The 19,234-nt window shown below is 70.2% G+C and carries 19 protein-coding genes, 2 tRNA genes and 2 pseudogenes; 18 read left to right on the top strand and 5 right to left on the bottom strand.

Annotated features, from left to right (window positions below):
* The first annotated feature begins 569 nt into the window (after positions 1-569).
* From gyrB to AB0I68_RS37485, 6 genes are all read left to right on the top strand, one after another.
* Positions 570-2,630, top strand: a complete 2,061-nt coding sequence (gene gyrB / locus AB0I68_RS37510) for a DNA topoisomerase (ATP-hydrolyzing) subunit B (protein WP_363181907.1) — start codon at positions 570-572, stop codon at positions 2,628-2,630.
* A 41-nt stretch (positions 2,631-2,671) separates the two neighbouring features.
* The gene (gene gyrA / locus AB0I68_RS37505; protein ID WP_363181906.1) at positions 2,672-5,278 is read left to right on the top strand and encodes a DNA gyrase subunit A; all 2,607 of its coding nucleotides are present in this window, start codon (positions 2,672-2,674) and stop codon (positions 5,276-5,278) included.
* Between the two features lie 3 nt (positions 5,279-5,281).
* Positions 5,282-5,941, top strand: coding sequence for a DUF3566 domain-containing protein (locus AB0I68_RS37500; RefSeq protein ID WP_363181905.1), 660 nt, complete (start codon positions 5,282-5,284; stop codon positions 5,939-5,941).
* A 94-nt stretch (positions 5,942-6,035) separates the two neighbouring features.
* Positions 6,036-6,109, top strand: a tRNA-Ile gene (locus AB0I68_RS37495).
* A 145-nt stretch (positions 6,110-6,254) separates the two neighbouring features.
* The gene (locus AB0I68_RS37490; RefSeq protein ID WP_208809277.1) at positions 6,255-6,389 is read left to right on the top strand and encodes a DLW-39 family protein; all 135 of its coding nucleotides are present in this window, start codon (positions 6,255-6,257) and stop codon (positions 6,387-6,389) included.
* 130 nt (positions 6,390-6,519) lie between these two features.
* Positions 6,520-7,815, top strand: coding sequence for a hypothetical protein (locus AB0I68_RS37485; protein WP_363181904.1), 1,296 nt, complete (start codon positions 6,520-6,522; stop codon positions 7,813-7,815).
* A gap of 23 nt (positions 7,816-7,838) precedes the next feature.
* On the opposite strand, the gene AB0I68_RS37480 is transcribed toward AB0I68_RS37485, so the two are convergent.
* Together AB0I68_RS37480 and AB0I68_RS37475 are read right to left on the bottom strand one after the other, a co-directional pair.
* Positions 7,839-9,122, bottom strand: coding sequence for a serine/threonine-protein kinase (locus AB0I68_RS37480; protein WP_363181903.1), 1,284 nt, complete (start codon positions 9,120-9,122; stop codon positions 7,839-7,841).
* A gap of 35 nt (positions 9,123-9,157) precedes the next feature.
* The gene (locus AB0I68_RS37475) at positions 9,158-9,706 is read right to left on the bottom strand and encodes a transcriptional regulator (RefSeq protein ID WP_030857694.1); all 549 of its coding nucleotides are present in this window, start codon (positions 9,704-9,706) and stop codon (positions 9,158-9,160) included.
* Positions 9,707-9,867: 161 nt separating this feature from the next.
* Between AB0I68_RS37475 and AB0I68_RS37470 the strand changes: the two genes are divergently transcribed.
* Positions 9,868-9,940, top strand: a tRNA-Ala gene (locus AB0I68_RS37470).
* 57 nt (positions 9,941-9,997) lie between these two features.
* Here AB0I68_RS37470 and AB0I68_RS37465 read toward each other — a convergent pair.
* Complete coding sequence (locus AB0I68_RS37465) at positions 9,998-10,525, bottom strand: GNAT family N-acetyltransferase (RefSeq protein WP_363181901.1); 528 nt, start codon at positions 10,523-10,525, stop codon at positions 9,998-10,000.
* 191 nt (positions 10,526-10,716) lie between these two features.
* Here AB0I68_RS37465 and AB0I68_RS37460 point away from each other — a divergent pair.
* From AB0I68_RS37460 to AB0I68_RS37450, 3 genes and pseudogenes are all read left to right on the top strand, one after another.
* Positions 10,717-11,055, top strand: a pseudogene (locus tag AB0I68_RS37460) (4'-phosphopantetheinyl transferase superfamily protein); the annotation flags it as partial.
* The gene (locus tag AB0I68_RS37455; RefSeq protein WP_363181900.1) at positions 11,052-11,645 is read left to right on the top strand and encodes an NAD(P)H-dependent oxidoreductase; all 594 of its coding nucleotides are present in this window, start codon (positions 11,052-11,054) and stop codon (positions 11,643-11,645) included. The pseudogene AB0I68_RS37460 and the gene AB0I68_RS37455, both read left to right, overlap by 4 nt.
* A 140-nt stretch (positions 11,646-11,785) precedes the next feature.
* On the top strand, positions 11,786-12,202 hold the full coding sequence (locus AB0I68_RS37450; protein WP_363181898.1) for a LysM domain-containing protein: 417 nt from the start codon (positions 11,786-11,788) through the stop codon (positions 12,200-12,202).
* Positions 12,203-12,278: 76 nt separating this feature from the next.
* On the opposite strand, the gene AB0I68_RS37445 is transcribed toward AB0I68_RS37450, so the two are convergent.
* Entirely contained in the window at positions 12,279-12,974 is a 696-nt protein-coding gene (locus AB0I68_RS37445; RefSeq protein WP_363181909.1) for a DUF5324 family protein, read from the bottom strand.
* 175 nt (positions 12,975-13,149) lie between these two features.
* Between AB0I68_RS37445 and AB0I68_RS37440 the strand changes: the two genes are divergently transcribed.
* Together AB0I68_RS37440 and AB0I68_RS37435 are read left to right on the top strand one after the other, a co-directional pair.
* A complete protein-coding gene (locus AB0I68_RS37440) occupies positions 13,150-13,677 on the top strand; it encodes a peptidylprolyl isomerase (RefSeq protein ID WP_363181908.1) in 528 nt (175 codons plus the stop codon).
* 121 nt (positions 13,678-13,798) lie between these two features.
* Complete coding sequence (locus tag AB0I68_RS37435; RefSeq protein WP_363181897.1) at positions 13,799-14,674, top strand: rhomboid family intramembrane serine protease; 876 nt, start codon at positions 13,799-13,801, stop codon at positions 14,672-14,674.
* A gap of 149 nt (positions 14,675-14,823) precedes the next feature.
* Here AB0I68_RS37435 and crgA read toward each other — a convergent pair whose 3' ends face one another.
* Positions 14,824-15,078 carry a cell division protein CrgA gene (gene crgA, locus AB0I68_RS37430; protein ID WP_030153143.1) on the bottom strand — a complete coding sequence of 85 codons (255 nt, stop codon included), beginning with the start codon at positions 15,076-15,078 and terminating at the stop codon, positions 14,824-14,826.
* A 91-nt stretch (positions 15,079-15,169) separates the two neighbouring features.
* Here crgA and AB0I68_RS37425 point away from each other — a divergent pair, with 91 nt between their 5' ends.
* The 6 genes and pseudogenes from AB0I68_RS37425 to AB0I68_RS37400 all read left to right on the top strand — a co-directional run bounded on the left by AB0I68_RS37425 (position 15,170) and on the right by AB0I68_RS37400 (position 19,114).
* Positions 15,170-15,958, top strand: coding sequence for a DUF881 domain-containing protein (locus AB0I68_RS37425; RefSeq protein WP_363181896.1), 789 nt, complete (start codon positions 15,170-15,172; stop codon positions 15,956-15,958).
* Positions 15,930-16,673 carry a class E sortase gene (locus tag AB0I68_RS37420; protein ID WP_363181895.1) on the top strand — a complete coding sequence of 248 codons (744 nt, stop codon included), beginning with the start codon at positions 15,930-15,932 and terminating at the stop codon, positions 16,671-16,673. Before AB0I68_RS37425 ends, AB0I68_RS37420 begins: the two co-directional genes overlap by 29 nt.
* Before the next feature lie 90 nt (positions 16,674-16,763).
* Positions 16,764-16,940, top strand: a complete 177-nt coding sequence (locus AB0I68_RS37415; RefSeq protein WP_214931345.1) for a hypothetical protein — start codon at positions 16,764-16,766, stop codon at positions 16,938-16,940.
* A complete protein-coding gene (locus AB0I68_RS37410) occupies positions 16,937-17,575 on the top strand; it encodes an aminodeoxychorismate/anthranilate synthase component II (protein ID WP_363181893.1) in 639 nt (212 codons plus the stop codon). The genes AB0I68_RS37415 and AB0I68_RS37410 overlap by 4 nt, the downstream gene beginning before the upstream one ends.
* Before the next feature lie 125 nt (positions 17,576-17,700).
* Positions 17,701-18,384, top strand: a pseudogene (locus tag AB0I68_RS37405) (class E sortase); the annotation flags it as partial.
* 49 nt (positions 18,385-18,433) lie between these two features.
* Complete coding sequence (locus tag AB0I68_RS37400) at positions 18,434-19,114, top strand: class E sortase (protein ID WP_363181892.1); 681 nt, start codon at positions 18,434-18,436, stop codon at positions 19,112-19,114.
* Positions 19,115-19,234 lie beyond the last annotated feature (120 nt).

The raw sequence follows: 19,234 nt of genomic DNA, 5'->3' as shown, positions 1-19,234 counted from the left end.
GGTGCCCCCACCGCATTGGCTCCCTCCTCCGCCTTGCAATCCACGGCACCAGACGACCCGGACTATCCGGCCCTGATCCGCCGGACACCCCCTAGGGGGTGTCCGGGAGGTCTGCCGGGCGGTGAACCTTTCCGGTCACAGCACCAGCACCAGCACCAGCACCGGACCGGCGGCCTCCGCGGGTCCGCGCGGTCGTCGCCGGACGCCGCGGACACCGGCCGGCACACGCCCCGGACACGGCCCCGCATACCGGTCGGTGTGCCTCTTTCGCGGGCCGTTGCGCCCGTCGCTCCGGGTGGCGTCCCTCACGGTAGCGGGAGGTTGACAGGCGGAAGCGCTGGATGCCCGTGTGAGCCTCTTTGAGCCCCTTCCCGGATATGGGGAGTCGGAGAGAGGAGGTTCAGGGCGGCACATGCGGACTCAGGTACCGGCAAACCCCCATTCATGTCCGTGGTACCGGTAGACTGAAGCGAATCCCGCCCAGTTGCGGGATCCCGCTGACAAACGCTGACAACGCAGATCGACGCAGCCGCTCCTGCTTGCATGCCTGCTGGCCCGGAGTACGGCCTGTGCTGTGCCAGAAAGGGCGCTTCGTGGCCGATTCCGGCAACCCCAACGACAACCAGTCCACAGCCGGCGAGAACAACGAGGTCACCGCCTCGTACGACGCCAACGCGATCCAGGTCCTGGAAGGCCTGGACGCGGTCCGCAAGCGCCCCGGCATGTACATCGGCTCGACCGGCGAGCGCGGGCTGCACCACCTCGTGTACGAGGTGGTGGACAACTCGGTCGACGAGGCCCTGGCCGGGCACGCGGACACCATCGACGTGACGATCCTCGCCGACGGCGGGGTGCGCGTGATCGACAACGGCCGCGGCATCCCGGTCGGCATCGTGCCGTCCGAGGGGAAGCCCGCCGTCGAGGTCGTCCTGACGGTCCTGCACGCGGGCGGCAAGTTCGGCGGCGGCGGCTACGCCGTCTCCGGCGGCCTGCACGGCGTCGGTGTGTCCGTCGTGAACGCCCTGTCGACCAAGGTCGCGGTCGAGGTCAAGACGGACGGCCACCGCTGGACCCAGGACTACAAGCTGGGCGTGCCGACGGCCCCGCTGGCCAAGAACGAGGAGACCGACGAGCACGGCACGTCGGTGACGTTCTGGGCCGACGGCGACATCTTCGAGACGACCGAGTACTCCTTCGAGACGCTGTCGCGGCGCTTCCAGGAGATGGCCTTCCTGAACAAGGGCCTGACCCTGACGCTGACGGACGAGCGCGAGTCGGCGAAGGCCACCGTCGGTGCGGACGACCCCGACGCGGACACGGCCGAGCCCACGGCGCGCACGGTCAAGTACTACTACGAGGGCGGCATCGTCGACTTCGTGAAGTACCTGAACTCGCGCAAGGGCGAGCTCATCCACCCGACCGTCATCGACGTCGAGGCCGAGGACAAGGAGCGCATGCTCTCGGTCGAGATCGCGATGCAGTGGAACTCGCAGTACACGGAGGGCGTGTACTCCTTCGCGAACACGATCCACACGCACGAGGGCGGTACCCACGAGGAGGGCTTCCGCGCGGCGCTGACGGGTCTGGTGAACCGTTACGCGCGCGACAAGAAGCTGCTGCGCGAGAAGGACGACAACCTCGCCGGCGAGGACATCCGCGAGGGTCTGACGGCGATCATCTCGGTGAAGCTGGGCGAGCCGCAGTTCGAGGGCCAGACGAAGACCAAGCTGGGCAACACGGAGGCCAAGACCTTCGTGCAGAAGGTCGTCCACGAGCACCTCAACGACTGGTTCGACCGCAACCCGGTCGAGGCCGCGGACATCATCCGCAAGTCGATCCAGGCGGCCACGGCCCGCGTCGCGGCCCGCAAGGCCCGCGATCTGACCCGCCGCAAGGGCCTGCTGGAGAGCGCCTCGCTGCCGGGCAAGCTGTCCGACTGCCAGTCGAACGACCCGACCAAGTGCGAGATCTTCATCGTCGAGGGCGACTCGGCCGGCGGCTCCGCCAAGTCCGGCCGCAACCCGATGTACCAGGCCATCCTGCCGATCCGCGGCAAGATCCTGAACGTCGAGAAGGCCCGTATCGACAAGATCCTCCAGAACACCGAGGTCCAGGCGCTGATCAGCGCGTTCGGCACGGGTGTGCACGAGGACTTCGACATCGAGAAGCTCCGCTATCACAAGATCATCCTGATGGCGGACGCCGACGTCGACGGCCAGCACATCAACACCCTGCTGCTGACCTTCCTGTTCCGCTTCATGCGCCCGCTGGTCGAAGCCGGTCACGTGTACCTGTCGCGCCCGCCGCTCTACAAGATCAAGTGGGGTCGGGACGACTTCGAGTACGCGTACTCGGACCGCGAGCGCGACGCGCTGGTCGAGCTCGGCAAGCAGAACGGCAAGCGGATCAAGGAAGACTCGATCCAGCGCTTCAAGGGTCTGGGCGAGATGAACGCCGAGGAACTGCGCGTCACCACCATGGACGTGGACCACCGCGTGCTCGGCCAGGTCACCCTGGACGACGCGGCCCAGGCCGACGACCTGTTCTCGGTGCTGATGGGCGAGGACGTCGAGGCGCGGCGCTCCTTCATCCAGCGCAACGCCAAGGACGTTCGGTTCCTCGACATCTGAGTCGGTCTCCGCTGACCGCCTGAAAGGACTTCTGACCAGCAATGGCCGACGAAACCACCCCCACCGCAGAGAACCCCGCGGAGGAGCAGCCCGTGCTGCGCATCGAGCCCGTCGGGCTCGAGACGGAGATGCAGCGCTCCTACCTCGACTACGCGATGTCCGTCATCGTCTCGCGCGCCCTGCCGGACGTGCGCGACGGCCTCAAGCCGGTGCACCGCCGCGTGCTGTACGCGATGTACGACGGCGGCTACCGGCCCGAGAAGGGCTTCTACAAGTGCGCCCGCGTCGTCGGCGACGTCATGGGCACGTACCACCCGCACGGCGACAGCTCCATCTACGACGCCCTGGTCCGCCTGGCCCAGCCGTGGTCGATGCGCATGCCGCTGGTGGACAGCAACGGCAACTTCGGCTCCCCGGGCAACGACCCGGCGGCCGCGATGCGCTACACCGAGTGCAAGCTGATGCCGCTGGCCATGGAGATGCTCCGGGACATCGACGAGGAGACCGTCGACTTCACGGACAACTACGACGGCCGAAACCAGGAGCCGACCGTCCTGCCGGCCCGCTTCCCGAACCTGCTGGTCAACGGCAGCGCCGGCATCGCGGTCGGCATGGCCACCAACATCCCGCCGCACAACCTGCGCGAGGTCGCGGCCGGCGCCCAGTGGGCGCTGGAGCACCCGGACGCCTCGCACGAGGAGCTGCTCGACGCGCTCCTGGAGCGGATCAAGGGCCCCGACTTCCCCTCGGGCGCGCTGGTCGTGGGCCGCAAGGGCATCGAGGAGGCGTACCGGACCGGGCGCGGCTCCATCACGATGCGCGCGGTGGTCGAGGTCGAGGAGATCCAGAACCGCCAGTGCCTGGTGGTCACGGAGCTTCCGTACCAGACGAACCCGGACAACCTGGCGCAGAAGATCGCCGACCTGGTGAAGGACGGCAAGATCGGCGGCATCGCCGACGTCCGCGACGAGACCTCGTCGCGCACCGGCCAGCGCCTGGTGATCGTGCTCAAGCGCGACGCCGTCGCCAAGGTCGTGCTGAACAACCTGTACAAGCACACCGACCTCCAGACGAACTTCGGCGCGAACATGCTGGCGCTGGTGGACGGCGTGCCGCGCACGCTGTCGATCGACGCGTTCATCCGGCACTGGGTGCAGCACCAGATCGAGGTCATCGTCCGGCGGACGAAGTTCCGCCTGCGCAAGGCGGAGGAGCGGGCGCACATCCTGCGCGGCCTGCTCAAGGCGCTGGACGCGATCGACGAGGTCATCGCACTGATCCGGCGCAGCAACACGGTCGAGATCGCGCGCGAGGGCCTGATGGGCCTGCTGGAGATCGACGAGATCCAGGCCAACGCGATCCTCGAGATGCAGCTGCGGCGGCTGGCGGCGCTGGAGCGGCAGAAGATCGTCGCCGAGCACGACGAGCTCCAGGCGAAGATCAACGAGTACAACGCGATCCTGGCCTCGCCGCAGAAGCAGCGCACGATCGTCAGTGAGGAACTGGCGGCGATCGTCGAGAAGTACGGCGACGACCGGCGTTCCAAGCTGGTGCCCTTCGACGGGGACATGTCCATCGAGGACCTGATCGCCGAAGAGGACATCGTCGTCACGATCACGCACGGCGGTTACGTCAAGCGCACCAAGACCGAGGACTACCGCTCGCAGAAGCGCGGCGGCAAGGGCGTGCGCGGCACGAAGCTGAAGCAGGACGACCTGGTCGACCACTTCTTCGTGTCCACCACGCACCACTGGCTGCTGTTCTTCACGAACAAGGGCCGGGTCTACCGCTCCAAGGCGTACGAGCTGCCGGACGCCGGCCGCGACGCCCGCGGGCAGCACGTGGCGAACCTGCTGGCCTTCCAGCCGGACGAGAAGATCGCCCAGATCCTCGCGATCCGCGACTACGAGGCCGCCCCGTACCTGATCCTGGCCACCAAGGGCGGCCTGGTGAAGAAGACGGCGCTCAAGGACTACGACTCGCCCCGTTCGGGTGGTGTCATCGCCATCAACCTCCGGGAGACGGGCGCCGACGGCGCCGACGGCGTCGCCGACGAGCTGATCGGTGCCGAGCTGGTGTCCGCCGAGGACGACCTGCTGCTCATCAGCAAGAAGGCGCAGTCGATCCGCTTCACGGCGACCGACGACGCGCTGCGCCCGATGGGCCGCGCGACCTCCGGTGTGAAGGGCATGAGTTTCCGCGAGGGTGACGAACTGCTCTCCATGAGCGTGGTCCGGCCCGGTACGTTCGTCTTCACCGCGACCGACGGCGGTTACGCCAAGCGGACGCCGGTCGACGAGTACCGCGTCCAGGGTCGTGGCGGTCTGGGTATCAAGGCCGCGAAGATCGTGGAGGACCGCGGGTCGCTCGTCGGGGCGCTCGTGGTGGACGAATCGGACGAGATTCTCGCCATCACGCTCGGCGGCGGCGTGATCCGTACGCGAGTCAACGAAGTCAGGGAGACCGGCCGTGACACCATGGGCGTCCAGCTGATCAACCTGGGCAAGCGCGATGCCGTGGTCGGTATCGCTCGTAACGCCGAGGCCGGTCAGGATGCTGACGAGGTCGAGGAGACCGAGGCAGCCGAAGGACCGGCCGCGGAGGCCGCCGAGGGCACGCAGCCCTCGGCCGGGGAGCACGAGGAGTAAGTCGTGAGTGGAGCCACGGGCGCCGGACCGGCCAAGACTGGAGAGAACGGTGCCCGTGGCCCCGCCGCGGACTCCCCGGCCGGGGGCGCCGCCGCCGAGGGCAGGGGGAAAGCCGTGACGGACACCCGCAAGCCGAAGCAGGAGAAGGCCAAGGCCGCGGCCGGCGAGCAGCCGGAGCAGCCGTACCACCCGCCGCAGGCCTACGCGGCGCCCTCGGGCCCCGGTGCGCAGCGGGGCGCCGGGGACGCCGGCGCGCAGCGCAAGCCGCGCACGGCGGCCCGTACGACGCCCAGGACGCGCAAGGCGCGGCTGCGGGTGGCCAGGGCCGACCCGTGGTCGGTGATGAAGGTCAGCTTCCTGCTGTCGATCGCGCTGGGCGTGTGCACGATCGTGGCGGCGGCGGTGCTGTGGATGGTCATGGACGCCATGGGCGTCTTCTCGACGGTCGGCGGCACCATCAGCGAGGCGACCGGGTCGAACGAGAGCAACGGCTTCGACCTCCAGTCGTTCCTGTCGCTGCCCCGGGTGCTGATCTTCACGTCGGTGATCGCGGTGATCGACGTGGTGCTGGCGACGGCGCTGGCGACGCTGGGCGCGTTCATCTACAACCTGTCGGCAGGCTTCGTCGGCGGTGTGGAGCTCACGCTCGCCGAGGACGAGTGACCGCTGATTGACCTGCGGGGACTGCCCGCGGGAACGGATTTTGGCGGGACCGCGTCTGTGCGCTAATCTTCAGGAGTCAGCGCGCAGCGCGGATGGGGCTATAGCTCAGTTGGTTAGAGCGCATCCCTGATAAGGATGAGGCCACAGGTTCAAATCCTGTTAGCCCCACAATGAAGAAGACCCCCAGGCCCATGGCCTGGGGGTCTTCTTCGTAGGGCCAGTTGAGGCCTTCCCAGGTCACCGAACGGTATCGGTGCGTGTGTATTGTTGGCCGTCAGAAGTCCCCAACGTCAATGAAAGACGAGGTCGCGCGGTGAAGAAGCTGCTCCTGGTCGCACTGGCCGCCATCGGCGGGCTCCTCGTGTACCGCCAGATCCAGGCGGATCGCGCCGAGCAGGACCTGTGGACGGAGGCAACCGACTCCGTGCCTTCTGGTTCCGGTGTGTGAGACCGAAAGCTGATCTCATGAAGCCCCGGCTGCCGCTGCGGCCGGGGCTTTGTGCTGTTCTGTGACGAATAATTGCGTTATGCAAAGATTTGACTTGCGCTAGCAAACTCGGGGTGGCGAGATGGGGCGGGTGCGGACGACGGTGCTGGTGGGGGCGGCGGCCCTGGGGCTGGCCGTGGGCCTGCCGGGGGCGGTGCGGGCCGCCACGGCGCCCCCGCAGGCGGTGCCGGCGTACCGGGGCGCCGAGGGCGCCAAGAAGATCGAGGGCAAGGCCAGCAGCGCGGACGCCCCGCTCGTGGCGGCCGGGGCGGTGTACACGGACACGGTGCCGCAGGGGGAGCGCTACTACCGGCTGAGCCTCGACGACAGGTCGAGTGTGTACTTCTCCGTCGTCGCCCTGCCCGTGAGCGGTGTGAAGTACGACTACGGCGACGGCGTCGAGGTCGAGATCATGACCAGTGAGGGCCGGCGCTGCCCGAACCAGCCCAGCCGTGCCGGTTTCGGCCCCGACTCCGCCCCCGTCACCACGGTCGCCGTGCGGCGGCTGGAGGAGGACGCCGAATGCCAGGCCGCCGGCGTCTACTTCGCGAAGGTCACCCGCAGCGTCGGCAAGGACTCCGACCTGAGAGCGCTGCCGGTGGAGCTGCGGCTCCAGCGCGAGCCCGGCCTCGCCTCGGGCAGCGCTCCCACCACCGCACCCAGTGTCTGGCCGTCGGCCTCCCCCACCCTGCCGGGCACCGAGCCGGTGGCGCGCACCGGCGGCACGGGTTTCAACGACGCCCGCGCCCTGGACAGCGGGGTCTGGCGCGACGACCTGCGGCCCGGCCAGACCCGCTTCTACCGGGTACCGCTGGACTGGGGCCGGCAGCTGGGGCTGAGCGCCGAGCTCGCCAATGCGAGCATGACCAAGAGCTCCGGGTTCGCCGCCGGCGGGCTCACCGTCTCCGTGTACACCCCGTTCCGGGCCCTGATGGCGGACAAGGACATTTCCTACGACGGCAAGCAGGCCGGCGTCACGCTGCCGAAGACGGCGCCGGTGGCGTACGAGAACCGCTTTGCCGATGACGCCGGCGCACGGCTGGCCCGGGTGGCCGGCTGGTACTACATCGCCGTGACCCTGGCCGGGAAGGTCGGGGAGTTCACCGAGGACGCCGTCCCCGTGCCGCTGACCCTGCGCATGGACGTCACCGGCAAGCCGGCCAAGGCGCCCGTGTACAAGGAGAGCCTGACCGCCGCCGGATTCGGGGTCGGCGAGGAGGACCGCGCAGCCGCCAGGCAAGGGCTCACCGCCCCCGAGGCCACGGAGGCGGCCGGCACCCGCTCGGTGATGCGGGTGGTGGCCGGCGCGGGCTTCGCCGCCGGCACCGTTCTGCTGCTCGTACTCGGCGGCTGGATCCTGCTGGCCCGGCGCGGGCGGAGCGTGTAGGCCGCGGCACCGAAAGGTAGGGCCTAGACCTGGGTCAGGGCCCAGACGCCCACCGCGAAGCAGAGCAGCGCGGCGGCCAGCACGGCGACGGTGACCTTCGGCGGCGGCGGGGCGAGCCCTCCGGCGCGGGCGGGCTGCGCGGACTGCGCCGCCGGGTACGGGGTGGTGAAGGCCTGCACGGGCGCCGCGGCCTGCGCCGGAGGCGCCAGATGGAAGCTCCCCGTCTGGGAGGACGCGCTCGGGCTCGGGTACGGGGTCACCGGGGCCGGTGGGGCCGGTGGAGCGGCCGTCGTCGCTGCCGTGCCGCGCGGATCCGCAGGGGCGGGCCGCGTCGCCGCGGTGGCGGAAGCCGCCGTCACCGGGGCACCGGACGGCGGCACCGGGACCCCGGCCGCGGTGGGCGCCCCGGGGGTCACCGCAGCCGTGCTCTGGGGACCCTGGGGGCCGAAACCGGCAGGGAGCGGGCCGAGTTGGTCGAACACCTCCACCGGGTCCTCGTCCGGCGCGGGCGGCGGGAGCAGCTCCACGGCCTCGGCAAGGGCCTTGCGGGCCCCTGTGGCGGTCCGGAACCGGCTCTGGGGGTCCGGCTGCAGGAGGTTCGCGACGACGTCCCAGAGCGGCGCGGGAACGCCCTCGGGGGCGCCGGGGGTGCCATGGGCGAGGAAGCGCTCCACCAGGGCCTGGGAATCGGGCTTGCGGCCCTGGAGGAGGTACAGGGAGACCAGCCCGACGGCGAAGAGGTCAGCGGGGAAGTCGGGTTCGGAGCCCAGGAGTTGTTCGGGGGCGAAATAGCCGGGCGTGCCCACCACGTAGTTGGTCTCGGTGAGCCGGGGCTCGCCCTTGCGCATCGAGATGCCGAAGTCGGACAGCCGCAGGTGCGGCCGTCCGGTTCCGGTGGCCTCCATCAGGATGTTGGCCGGTTTGATGTCGCGGTGGACGACACCCTCCGCATGCACCGCCGCCAGCCCCGACAGGAGCTGATCGAGGAGCGTGCACACGAAACGGGGCGGCAGCGGCCCGCAGTCCCCGATCACATGGCCGAGCGAACCGCCTGCGACGAGGTCCATCGTGAAAAGGACCTTGTCGTCGTCCGCCGCCCAGCTGGCCGGGGCCAGCACGTGCGGGTGGTCGATGCGCAGCGCCTGTTCCCGTACGAACCGCAGCAGGGTGTGGGCGTCGCTCTGCTGGAGGACCTTGGCGGCGACGTACCGGCGGCGCCGGTGGTCCCAGGCCCGCCACACGGCACCCACACCACCGCGCCCGATCGGATCGGTCAGCTCGTACCGACCGGCGAAGATCTCACCCATCGCTGCGCCCGTCCCCCGTCACCGTGTGCGTCGTGTCAGTTCTGGTGGGACTCGTAGTGGGCGACCGCGTCCGCGGTGCGGCCCGCGCCGTAGACCCGGAGGAACTCTGCCAGTTCCGGATGGCTGGGGGCGAGGGAGTCGGCCGCGTCGATGATGTCGCCGGCCGCGGAGACCGAGCGCAGCAGCGACTGGATCTCCCGGACGACGCGCTTGACGGTGGGCGCGCCGGAACCGGTCGTGGTCTGGCCGCTGTTGCTGAGGACGGAGCCCCCCTGGGTCTTCTTGATCTCGTCCATCCGGTCGGTGGCCTCGGCCGCGCTGACGCTTCCGTCCGCCACCTGGCCCGCGAGATCCTGGAGGGCCTGGACGCGCTGGACCACGGCCGGGTTCCCGATCTTGGCTCGCTGGCCGCTCATCAGCTGGGACAGCATGGGCGCCGACAGTCCGAGGACGGCAGCGAGGCGGGCCTGGTTCAAGCCGAGGTCATCTATGAGCCGGCGGAAGAGAGCGCCGAGCGGCTCCCCGTACCAACTGCGCTGAAGCTCTCTGGCTCTGGCCGTGGCCTCTTGCTGTACAGCGTCCACTCTTACTACTCCCCTTCGCTGGTGCGAACCTCGCGAGCATCTTACGGAGAGTGGTCGCAGGGCGGGAGTCCCTATCATTTTGCGAGATGCGGGGGTACACCCGGTACTCTGTTCTGCGGAACGGCCACTTCTTCGCGGGAGTCGGTCGCGTCCACCGTTTCGGGGCTTTAGCTCAGTTGGTAGAGCGCTGCCTTTGCAAGGCAGATGTCAGGAGTTCGAATCTCCTAAGCTCCACAGCACCAGAGGCCCTCTGACCAGCGGAAACGCAGGTCAGAGGGCCTCTTTGCGTGGCTACTGGAGGTCTATCCAGTAGCGGCGCTTGGGGCCGATGAGCGTCTCGCGGACGTCCTCGAGGACGCCGCCGCCGCGCTCGATCGTGCGTACGGACCCCGTGTTGTCCGGGTCGCACGTCAGCAGCACCCGGTCCATTCCCAGGACCCGCGCCTCGTGCAGGACCGCGCCGAGCGCCCAGCCGGCCAGGCCGCGCCGACGTGCGGAGGGCCGGATGCCGTAGCCGATGTGGCCGCCGGCGTCGAGCAGGAACCCGTTCAGGTAGTGACGCAGGTCGATGGCACCCAGATAGGTGTCGTCCTCGGCGATCCACCAGTACGTGGCGTGGACGCGGCCCTGCTCGACCGGGAGCGTACGGTCCCCGTACCCCCGCAGCCGCTCGGTCCAGGCGGCGAAGCCCTCGGCGCTGTCGACGTCGTCGTCGTAGCCGAGACCGGCTCCGTCCATGTGGGCGTCGGGACCCCACTCCTCGCGTGCGGCGAGCCACGAAGCGTGCAGGCGGGGGGAGGGGAAGACGAGCTCGGGCATCCGGGGACAGTAACACCGGGTCGGTATCCGGCCCGGTCCGAACCGCCGCCGGTTCGCCGCCGCCTGGGCGGCGGTCCGCCGCACCCTCGCCGCCTGCACCGGTGCGGAGCCCGAGGAAGTGAGGCTCGTACGCGCCGGTTCCTCCGGCCGGGGCAGGCTGCGCTGTCCGGGACTTCGACACCGAGGGGCTCGTCGACCGCTGCCTGGCGCCCGAGGAGCAGCGCCAGGTGCGGGCACTGGCCCCGGAGAGCCGCCCCGCGGCCCTGGTCCGTGCCTGGACCCGCAAGGAGGCCCTGATGAAGGCGGCAGGACTGGAGCTGACCACCGCGCCGCACCGGCTGCCGGTGCATCCGGGCCGGCCCGGCCCCGTTCGGGTCGAGCTCCCGGAGCGGGACGGGACGCCGTCGGGCCCGTGGACCGTCCAGGACCTGCCCCGGCACGGCACGGTGCTGGCGGCCTTCGCGCGGCCGCTGACCGGCACGGGCCCCGTGCTGGTCCACGACACCACGACTGGAGAGAACCGAGAATGACCACCACCCACCGGCCCGGCGGGCGCAAGTTCGTCTTCCTGCTGGCCAGCACCCGCCAGGACGGGAACACGGAGATGCTCGCCCGGCAGGCGGCGGCGGCCCTGCCCGACGACGTCGAGCAGCAGTGGCTGCGGCTGAAGGACCTTCCGGTCCCCGCGTTCGTGGACAGCCGGCACGACGGCGCGGGGATCTATCCGCAGCCCGTCGGCAACGCCCGGGTGCTGCTCGACGCCACGCTGTCCGCCACCGACCTCGTCATCGCCTCGCCGCTCTACTGGTACAGCCTGTCGGCGAGCGCCCAGCTCTACCTCGACCACTGGTCGGGCTGGATGCGGGTGCCCGGTCTCGACTTCAAGCCGCGGATGGCCGGCAGGACGATGTGGGGCATCACCGCGATGGCCAGCGAGGACCGGACGAAGGCGGACCCGTTGATCGGGACCCTGCGCCACTGCGCCGACTACATGGGCATGCACTGGGGCGGCTCCCTCCTCGGCCTCGCCAACGCACCCGGCACGGTCCTCGCCGACAGCGAGGCGCTGTGCGCCGCCGGCAGGCTCTTCCTGAAGGACCGGGAGCCCGTCCGGGTGTGAGGCGCGCCGCGCCCCCGGCGGGAGCCGGCCCGGTGTCCCCCGGTTGGCCCCGTCACAGGGCCGGGCGGCCTTTCCTGTCCGACAGTGGGGGAAGGCACCGAGCCCGGGGGGGGGCGACACCACGCCGGAGGCGTACAGACATGGGACTCTTCGACTTCCTCAGGTCCGACAAGAAGAAACACGAGGCCGCCGAGAAGGCGGCGGCGGACGCGTCCGCCGACTACGCGTCCAAGTACCGCGACGCCGTTTCGGACACCAAGGCGGCCGCCGAGCGGATGGCCGCCGCGGCTCCGCCGAAGCCCGCCCACCCGCCGCACACCCCGACCCCGGCGTCCGCCGCGCACAAGGCGGTTCCCGCGGCCCCGACACCCAAGCCCATGCCGGCCGCGGCGAAGCGCACGTACACCGTTCGGCACGGCGACTCGCTCGCCGTGATCGCCCGCCGGGAGCTGGGCAACGAGGCCCGCTGGCGCGAGCTCTACGCCATGAACCGGGGCGTCATCGGCTCCAACCCCGAGCTGATCCAGCCGGGCCAGGTGCTCACCCTCCCCCAGTAGCCGGGCGGGAAGGGGAGCGGGCCCGGATCCGGTGGATCCGGGCCCGCTCCTTTCCCGCCCGGCTACGCCACGGGGGTCAGGGCTTTTGGTTGTCGTCCGTCGGGCCGGGCGGGGCCTCGCGCTCCTTCGCCGCCAGCTCGTCGTCGAGGCTGGCCGGCTCGCCGTCCCGCGACAGTTCCGTGGCCGCCGGCGGCTCGACGAGCCAGTCCGGGTTCGACTGCTCGTCCCACCATCTCCACGCCATGTACGCGCCGCAGACCAGTACGCCGACCACCGCCGCGCACTTGAACACCCGGCCCGCGCGGGCCCGCCGCTCGTTGCGCTTCACCAGCTGCCGCACTTCCCTGGCCGACACCTGACCGCGCAGCGCCGCCAGGGCCGCCGTCGACCGCGACGCGGCCTCCTCGGCCACCGGCTGGGCCGCCGCCAGCGCGCTCTCGATCTTCGGCTGGGTGTAGTCGGCCGCCTGGCGCGCCGCCCGGCGCGTGTGGTGCACCGCCATCGTCGCCGCCCGGTCCACGTTCGGGGGCACATGGGCGCGCGCCGCCTGCATCCGCGGATGCACATGGCAGTCGTACGCCGTACGGGCCTGCCGTGCTGCCTCGGCGGTCGCGTACGACACCTTCGGTGCCAGCCGCTCGTTCGCCTCGTTCGCGTAGTGCACGGCGGCTTCCCTGGCGGTTGCTGCGTACGGCGCCACCACTTCCGCTGCGTACTTCACCGTGTCCCTGGCGCTTTCGGCGGCCAGGTGCACGCTGTCCTTGCGGGTCACGGGATCCTCCTCCTCGGTGGCGGACACAGTTCACCTTTCCACCCTTTGTCGGATCATGCCTGCCATACCGTCGAGCGGCATGCGTGACAGGGCATACGGGTGGAGGATTTCTGTGCCGTACAGCCCTCCGTGGGAGGATCTGGAACCGACAGTGATGACTATGGAAGGCAGATCCGTGGCCGAGAAGCTCTACGCCACCCTGAAGACCAGCCACGGCGACATCGAGATCGAGCTGCTGGCGAACTTCGCTCCGAAGACCGTCCGCAACTTCGTGGAGCTGGCCACGGGCGCCCGCGAATGGACCCGCCCCACCGACGGCCAGAAGACCACCGACCCGCTGTACGACGGCACCGTCTTCCACCGCGTCATCAGCGGCTTCATGATCCAGGGCGGCGACCCCCTCGGCAACGGCACCGGAGGCCCCGGCTACCAGTTCGCCGACGAGTTCCACCCCGACCTGGCCTTCACCAAGCCCTATCTGCTCGCCATGGCCAACGCCGGCCCGGGCACCAACGGGTCCCAGTTCTTCATCACCGTCGCCCCCACCGCCTGGCTGACCCGCAAGCACACCATCTTCGGCGAGGTCACCGACAAGGCCAGCCAGAAGGTCGTGGACGCCATCGCCGGCCTGCCGACGAACCCGCGCACCGAGCGCCCCCTCGACGACGTGGTCATCCAGTCCGTCGTCGTCGAGAAGCGCTGACCGGAGAGGGCCCGAGCACCGGCGACCCCGCCCGGGAACCTTTCCGCCCCGCCCGTCCGTACTGGATACGTACCGGACCGGCGGGGTACACCCGCTGCCTCGCCGCTGACCGAGGGGACCGATGGACACCGACCGTCTGCCGGGCTGCTACCGCCACCCGGACCGCGACACGGGGATCCGCTGCACGCGCTGCGAGCGCCCCATCTGCCCCGAGTGCATGATCAGCGCCTCGGTCGGCTTCCAGTGCCCCGAATGCGTGCGTGAGGGCTCCGGCACCGGCCACCGCCCGGCCGCGAACGCGCCGCGCACCGTGGCGGGCGGGGTGGTGGCCGCCGATCCCCACCTCGTCACCAAGATCCTCATCGGGATCAATGCAGCGGTGTTCCTGGTGGGCCTGCTGGCGCCGGCGGTCGTCGTCCAGCTGGAGCTGCTCGGGCGGTACGTCGAATACCTCGGCGGCCCCGTCGAGGGCGTCTCCACCGGCCAGTACCAGCGGCTGCTGACCTCGGTGTTCCTGCATGTGGAGTGGTGGCACATCGCGGGCAACATGCTGGCCCTGTGGGTGATCGGCGGCCCGCTGGAAGCGGCTCTGGGCCGGGCCCGCTACCTCACCGTCTTCCTGCTGGCGGGCCTGGGCGGAAGCGCCCTCGTCTATCTGCTGACCGCCCCGAACACGCCGACCCTCGGCGCCTCCGGCGCCATCTTCGGCCTGCTCGGCGCGACCGTCGTCCTGGTGCGCCGCCTGCGCTACGAGATGCGGCCGGTGATCACCATGGTCGTGCTCATGCTGGTGCTGACCTTCGTGCCCTTCGGCGGCAGCCTGTCCGTGTCCTGGCAGGCCCATGTCGGCGGCCTGGTGACCGGTCTGCTGGTCGGTCTGGGCATGATCGGACCCGCCGCCGGCAGGAAGCGCGCGCTCGTCCAATGGGGGACCTGCGGAGCGGTATTCCTGCTGGCAGCGGCGCTCGTACTGATCCGTACGGCCCAACTCACCTGATCACACCGGCGTCAACACTCCACAGGGTTATCCACAGATCTTCTGTCTTTTCCTCAGGTGTGGATGACGCTGTGGATAACTCATGGGGAGAGCTTGTCGGACCCGGTGCGCCTGTGCTTGCCGGCACTCGACGCCCTACCGCGGACCGGCTACTTCCACTGTGTGGACACGCCGAATCCCGCCGCGATGAAGCCGAACCCGACCACGATGTTCCAGTTGCCCAGTGCCTCGATCGGCAGCTGGGTCTCGGTCACGTAGAAGACGACGATCCACGCGAGACCGATCAGGAAGAACGCCAGCATGACCGGGGCGACCCAGCTGCGGTTGGTCAGCCTGATGGTCTGCGCCTGCTTCGCCGGCGGCGGCGTGTAGTCGTCCTTCTTGCGGATACGTGACTTCGGCACGAGGGGCTCTCCTGTCGATGCGCTGGGGACCTTGCCTGCCCCGGGCGTCCGTTAGCGTAGTGGACCTGTGGCGTTGAAGGAGAAGGGTACGTTGAGCAATTCCGACGACTCCTCCGCGGGTCCCCGTCGCCGGGCCAAAGCGGTCCGGCTGCTGACGGCCGCCGTTTTCGCCTTGGCCGGACTCATCTTCGTCACCAGCTTCAACACGTCCAAGGGTACGAACATCCGGACGGACGCGTCGCTCCTGAAGCTCTCGGACCTCATCCACGAGCGCAGCCAGAACAACGCGCTGCTCGAGCAGAGCACCGCGGCCGTCCGCAGCCGGGTGGACACCCTCGCCGAGCGCGACGACGGCAGCACCAAGGCCGAGGACGCCAAGCTGGCCGCCCTGCGTGTCGCCTCCGGCACCGAGCCGCTGTCCGGCAAGGGCCTCACGGTCACCCTGAACGACGCCCCGCCGAACGCCACCGCCCGCATCCCCAACGTGCCCGAGCCGCAGCCCAACGACCTGGTGATCCACCAGCAGGACCTCCAGGCCGTGGTGAACGCCCTGTGGCAGGGCGGCGCCCAGGGCATCCAGGTCATGGACCAGCGGCTGATCTCCACCAGCGCGGTGCGCTGCGTGGGCAACACGCTGATCCTCCAGGGCCGGGTCTACTCGCCTCCGTACAAGGTGAGCGCGGTCGGCGACCCGGCCGCGCTGCGCAAGGCGCTCGCGGCCTCCCCGGCCCTGCAGAACTACCAGCTGTACGTGCAGGCGTACGGGCTCGGCTGGAAAGTGGACGAGCACAAGGAGCTGACACTCCCCGGCTACTCCGGCACAGTGGACCTCCACTATGCGAAGCCGCTGGATGCCTCTTCCGCGACCAGTACGCCGTGACGTCGTACTGCGCCTGGTGGTGCGGACGTTCAGCGAGGTGTGCCTGACGGCGGGCACGCTGATCGTGCTGTTCGTCGCGTACGTACTGCTGTGGACCGGGGTCAAGGCCGACCGGGCCATGGACGGGGAGATGGCGCGGATGCGCGACCGCTGGGCTTCGGCGGCCGGGCCCGGAGCCGCCCCGCCGGCCGCGCAGCCCGCGCCCTCGCAGCCCGCGCAGCCCGCCCAGGACGAGCCCGGATACCCCCGGGGCCAGGCCTTCGCCGAGATGTACATCCCGCGCTTCGGCCCGGACTGGAACAAGCCGGTCCTGGAGGGCACCGGCACGGAACTGCTGAAGAAGGGACTCGGCCACTACGAGGGCACGGCCCGCCCGGGCGGCACCGGGAACTTCTCGGTGGCGGGCCACCGGCGGACCTACGGCGACCCCTTCAAGGACTTCCCCGAGCTGCGCCCCGGCGACGCCGTGATCCTCAAGGACGCGACGGCCTGGTACACGTACACGGTCCGCGCCGAGCCGCTGCGCACGCTGCCCACCGAGGTCGGGGCGGTCGACCCGGTGCCGCGCAGATCGCCGTTCACGGGGCCCGGGCGGTACCTGACGCTGACGACCTGCGATCCGGAATGGGGCCACAGCCACCGGCTGGTCGTGTGGGCGGAGCTGACCCAGACCCGGACGGTCGCCCAGGGACGGCCGGAGGGTTTGCCGAGCTGACCCACCCGCCCGGGCCGCTGCCTTTAGTCTGTTCGCGTACCGCCCCCGCGGTGCGTGGGTCGATCGTGGACGGATAAGGAAACAGACGGCATGTACGGCTGGATCTGGCGGCATCTGCCGGGCAACGCGTGGGTACGCGCGATGATCTCCCTCGTACTGGTCCTCGCAGTGGTCTTCGTGCTGTTCCAGTACGTCTTCCCGTGGGCCGAGCCGCTCCTTCCGTTCAACGACGTAACGGTGGACGAGGGATCGGGAGCCACTCCGTGAGCGCGCGCATTCTGGTTGTCGACAACTACGACAGCTTTGTCTTCAACCTGGTCCAGTACCTGTACCAGCTCGGCGCCGAGTGCGAGGTGCTGCGCAACGACGAGGTCGAACTCGCCCACGCGCAGGACGGATTCGACGGCGTGCTGCTGTCGCCCGGGCCGGGAACGCCGGAGCAGGCGGGCGTCTGCATCGACATGGTCCGCCACTGCGCCGACACCGGTGTCCCGGTCTTCGGCGTGTGCCTGGGCATGCAGTCCATGGCCGTGGCGTACGGCGGCGTCGTCGACCGGGCGCCCGAGCTGCTGCACGGGAAGACCTCGCCGGTGCTGCACGAGGGCCTCGGCGTCTTCGAGGGGCTGCCGTCGCCGTTCACCGCGACCCGCTACCACTCGCTCGCGGCCGAGCCGCAGACCCTGCCGGACGTGCTGGAGGTCACCGCGCGCACCGAGGACGGGATCATCATGGGGCTGCGGCACCGGGAGCACGACGTCGAGGGTGTGCAGTTCCACCCCGAGTCGGTGCTGACCGAGTGGGGCCACCGGATGCTCGCGAACTGGCTGGTGCGCTGCGGGGACGCGGGGGCCGTCGAGCGCTCGGTGGGGCTGGCCCCGGTGGTGGGCAAGGCCGTCGCGTGACCGCGGTCGCGCCGTCCGCGCCCACGGAGGGCCGGGCCGCGCGGCGCAGGGCAGCTCAGGAGGCCGCGAAGCGCACGCGGAGGCGGGGCGCCGGGCGGCGGCGCAGGCGGCCCGTGTCGGGCGGCCCGGTGGTCGTCGCGAGCCGGCTCGCCGGTGAGCTGTTCATCACGCTGGGCGCGGTGATGCTGCTGTTCGTCGCCTACCAGCTCTGGTACACGAACGTGCTGGCGGAGCGGACGGCGGACGGGGCGGCGGGCTCGCTGCGGCAGAACTGGGAGCGGGACCCCGGCGGGGCCGCCGCGCCGCCCGCTTCGGCGTTCGAGCCGGGGCAGGGGTTCGCGATCCTGTACATCCCGAAGCTGGACGTGAAGGTGCCGGTGGCGGAGGGGATCAGCAAGCCCAAGGTGCTCGACAAGGGGATGGTCGGGCACTACGGGGACGGCGCGCTGAAGACGGCGATGCCGGCCGACAAGCAGGGCAACTTCGCGCTGGCGGGCCACCGGAACACCCACGGCGAACCGTTCCGCTACATCAACCGGCTGGTGCCCGGGGACCCGGTCGTGGTCGAGACGCGGGACGCGTACTACACGTACGAGATCACCTCGGCGCTGGCGCAGACACCGCCGACGAACGTGTCGGTGATCAAACCGGTGCCGGAGGGGTCGGGCTTCACGTCCCCGGGCCGGTACATCACGCTGACGACCTGCACCCCGGAGTTCACGAGCACCTACCGGATGATCGTATGGGGCAGGATGACCGACGAACGCCCCCGCAGCCAGGGTGCTCCGCCCGCGCTGACCAGCCCGTAAGGACGAACAAGCAGTGTCACGTGCCGCGCCGCCGCCCCAGAGTCGCAGTGTGCTCGCCGGGTTCCTGAGCCTGCTGGGCGAGTTCCTGATCACCGTGGGCCTGGTGCTGGGCCTGTTCGTCGCGTACTCGCTGTGGTGGACGAACGTGCTCGCGGACCGGCAGGCGTCCGCGCGCGGCGACGACGTCCGCCGGCAGTGGCAGAGCGCCCCGGGGGCGAACGCGCCCGCGGCGCCGGGTGCGCTGGACACCGGGGACGGCATCGGCTTCCTGCACGTACCGGCGATGAAGAACGGCGAGGTCCTGGTCAAGCGGGGCACGGCGCCGGACGTCCTCAACGACGGCGTGGCCGGGTACTACACGGACCCGGTGAAGGCGGCCCTGCCGTGGGAGCCGTCGGGGAACTTCTCGCTGGCGGCGCACCGGGACGGGCACGGCGCGAAGTTCCACGACATCGACAAGGTGAAGAAAGGCGACGCGGTCGTCTTCGAGACGCGGGACACCTGGTACGTGTACAAGGTCTTCGCGGAGCTGCGCCAGACGTCGAAGTACAACGTGGACGTGATCTCGGCGGTCCCGAAGGAATCGGGCCGGACGGCCCCGGGCCGCTTCATCACGCTGACGACCTGCACGCCCGTGTACACGTCGAAGTTCCGGTACATCGTGTGGGGCGAGCTGGTGCGCACGGAGAAGGTGGACGCGCGGCGCACGCCCCCGGTGGAGCTGCGCTGATCCGCAAAAGCCCCTGTGGGCGGCTCCGGCGGATTCTTGGGGTCCTCGCAACACCTGATGGCTTACGCGGCTGTCAGTAGATCACGCAGGCGCTCGGCTGGGGTTCTCCAGTCGAGCGTT

It is taken from the genome of Streptomyces sp. NPDC050448 (assembly GCF_040655295.1).
Taxonomy (GTDB): Bacteria; Actinomycetota; Actinomycetes; order Streptomycetales; family Streptomycetaceae; genus Streptomyces.
This window is presented reverse-complemented; position numbering and strand designations above follow the sequence as displayed.

Bases quoted from the DNA above. Each gene is read 5' to 3' on its own strand.
- gyrA (WP_363181906.1), top strand. From the start codon at position 2,672: ATGGCCGACGAAACCACCCCCACCGCAGAGAACCCCGCGGAGGAGCAG.
- AB0I68_RS37480 (WP_363181903.1), bottom strand. From the start codon at position 9,122: ATGGGTGAGATCTTCGCCGGTCGGTACGAGCTGACCGATCCGATCGGG.
- AB0I68_RS37465 (WP_363181901.1), bottom strand. From the start codon at position 10,525: ATGCCCGAGCTCGTCTTCCCCTCCCCCCGCCTGCACGCTTCGTGGCTC.
- AB0I68_RS37455 (WP_363181900.1), top strand. From the start codon at position 11,052: ATGACCACCACCCACCGGCCCGGCGGGCGCAAGTTCGTCTTCCTGCTG.
- AB0I68_RS37450 (WP_363181898.1), top strand. From the start codon at position 11,786: ATGGGACTCTTCGACTTCCTCAGGTCCGACAAGAAGAAACACGAGGCC.
- AB0I68_RS37435 (WP_363181897.1), top strand. From the start codon at position 13,799: ATGGACACCGACCGTCTGCCGGGCTGCTACCGCCACCCGGACCGCGAC.
- AB0I68_RS37420 (WP_363181895.1), top strand. From the start codon at position 15,930: ATGCCTCTTCCGCGACCAGTACGCCGTGACGTCGTACTGCGCCTGGTG.
- AB0I68_RS37415 (WP_214931345.1), top strand. From the start codon at position 16,764: ATGTACGGCTGGATCTGGCGGCATCTGCCGGGCAACGCGTGGGTACGC.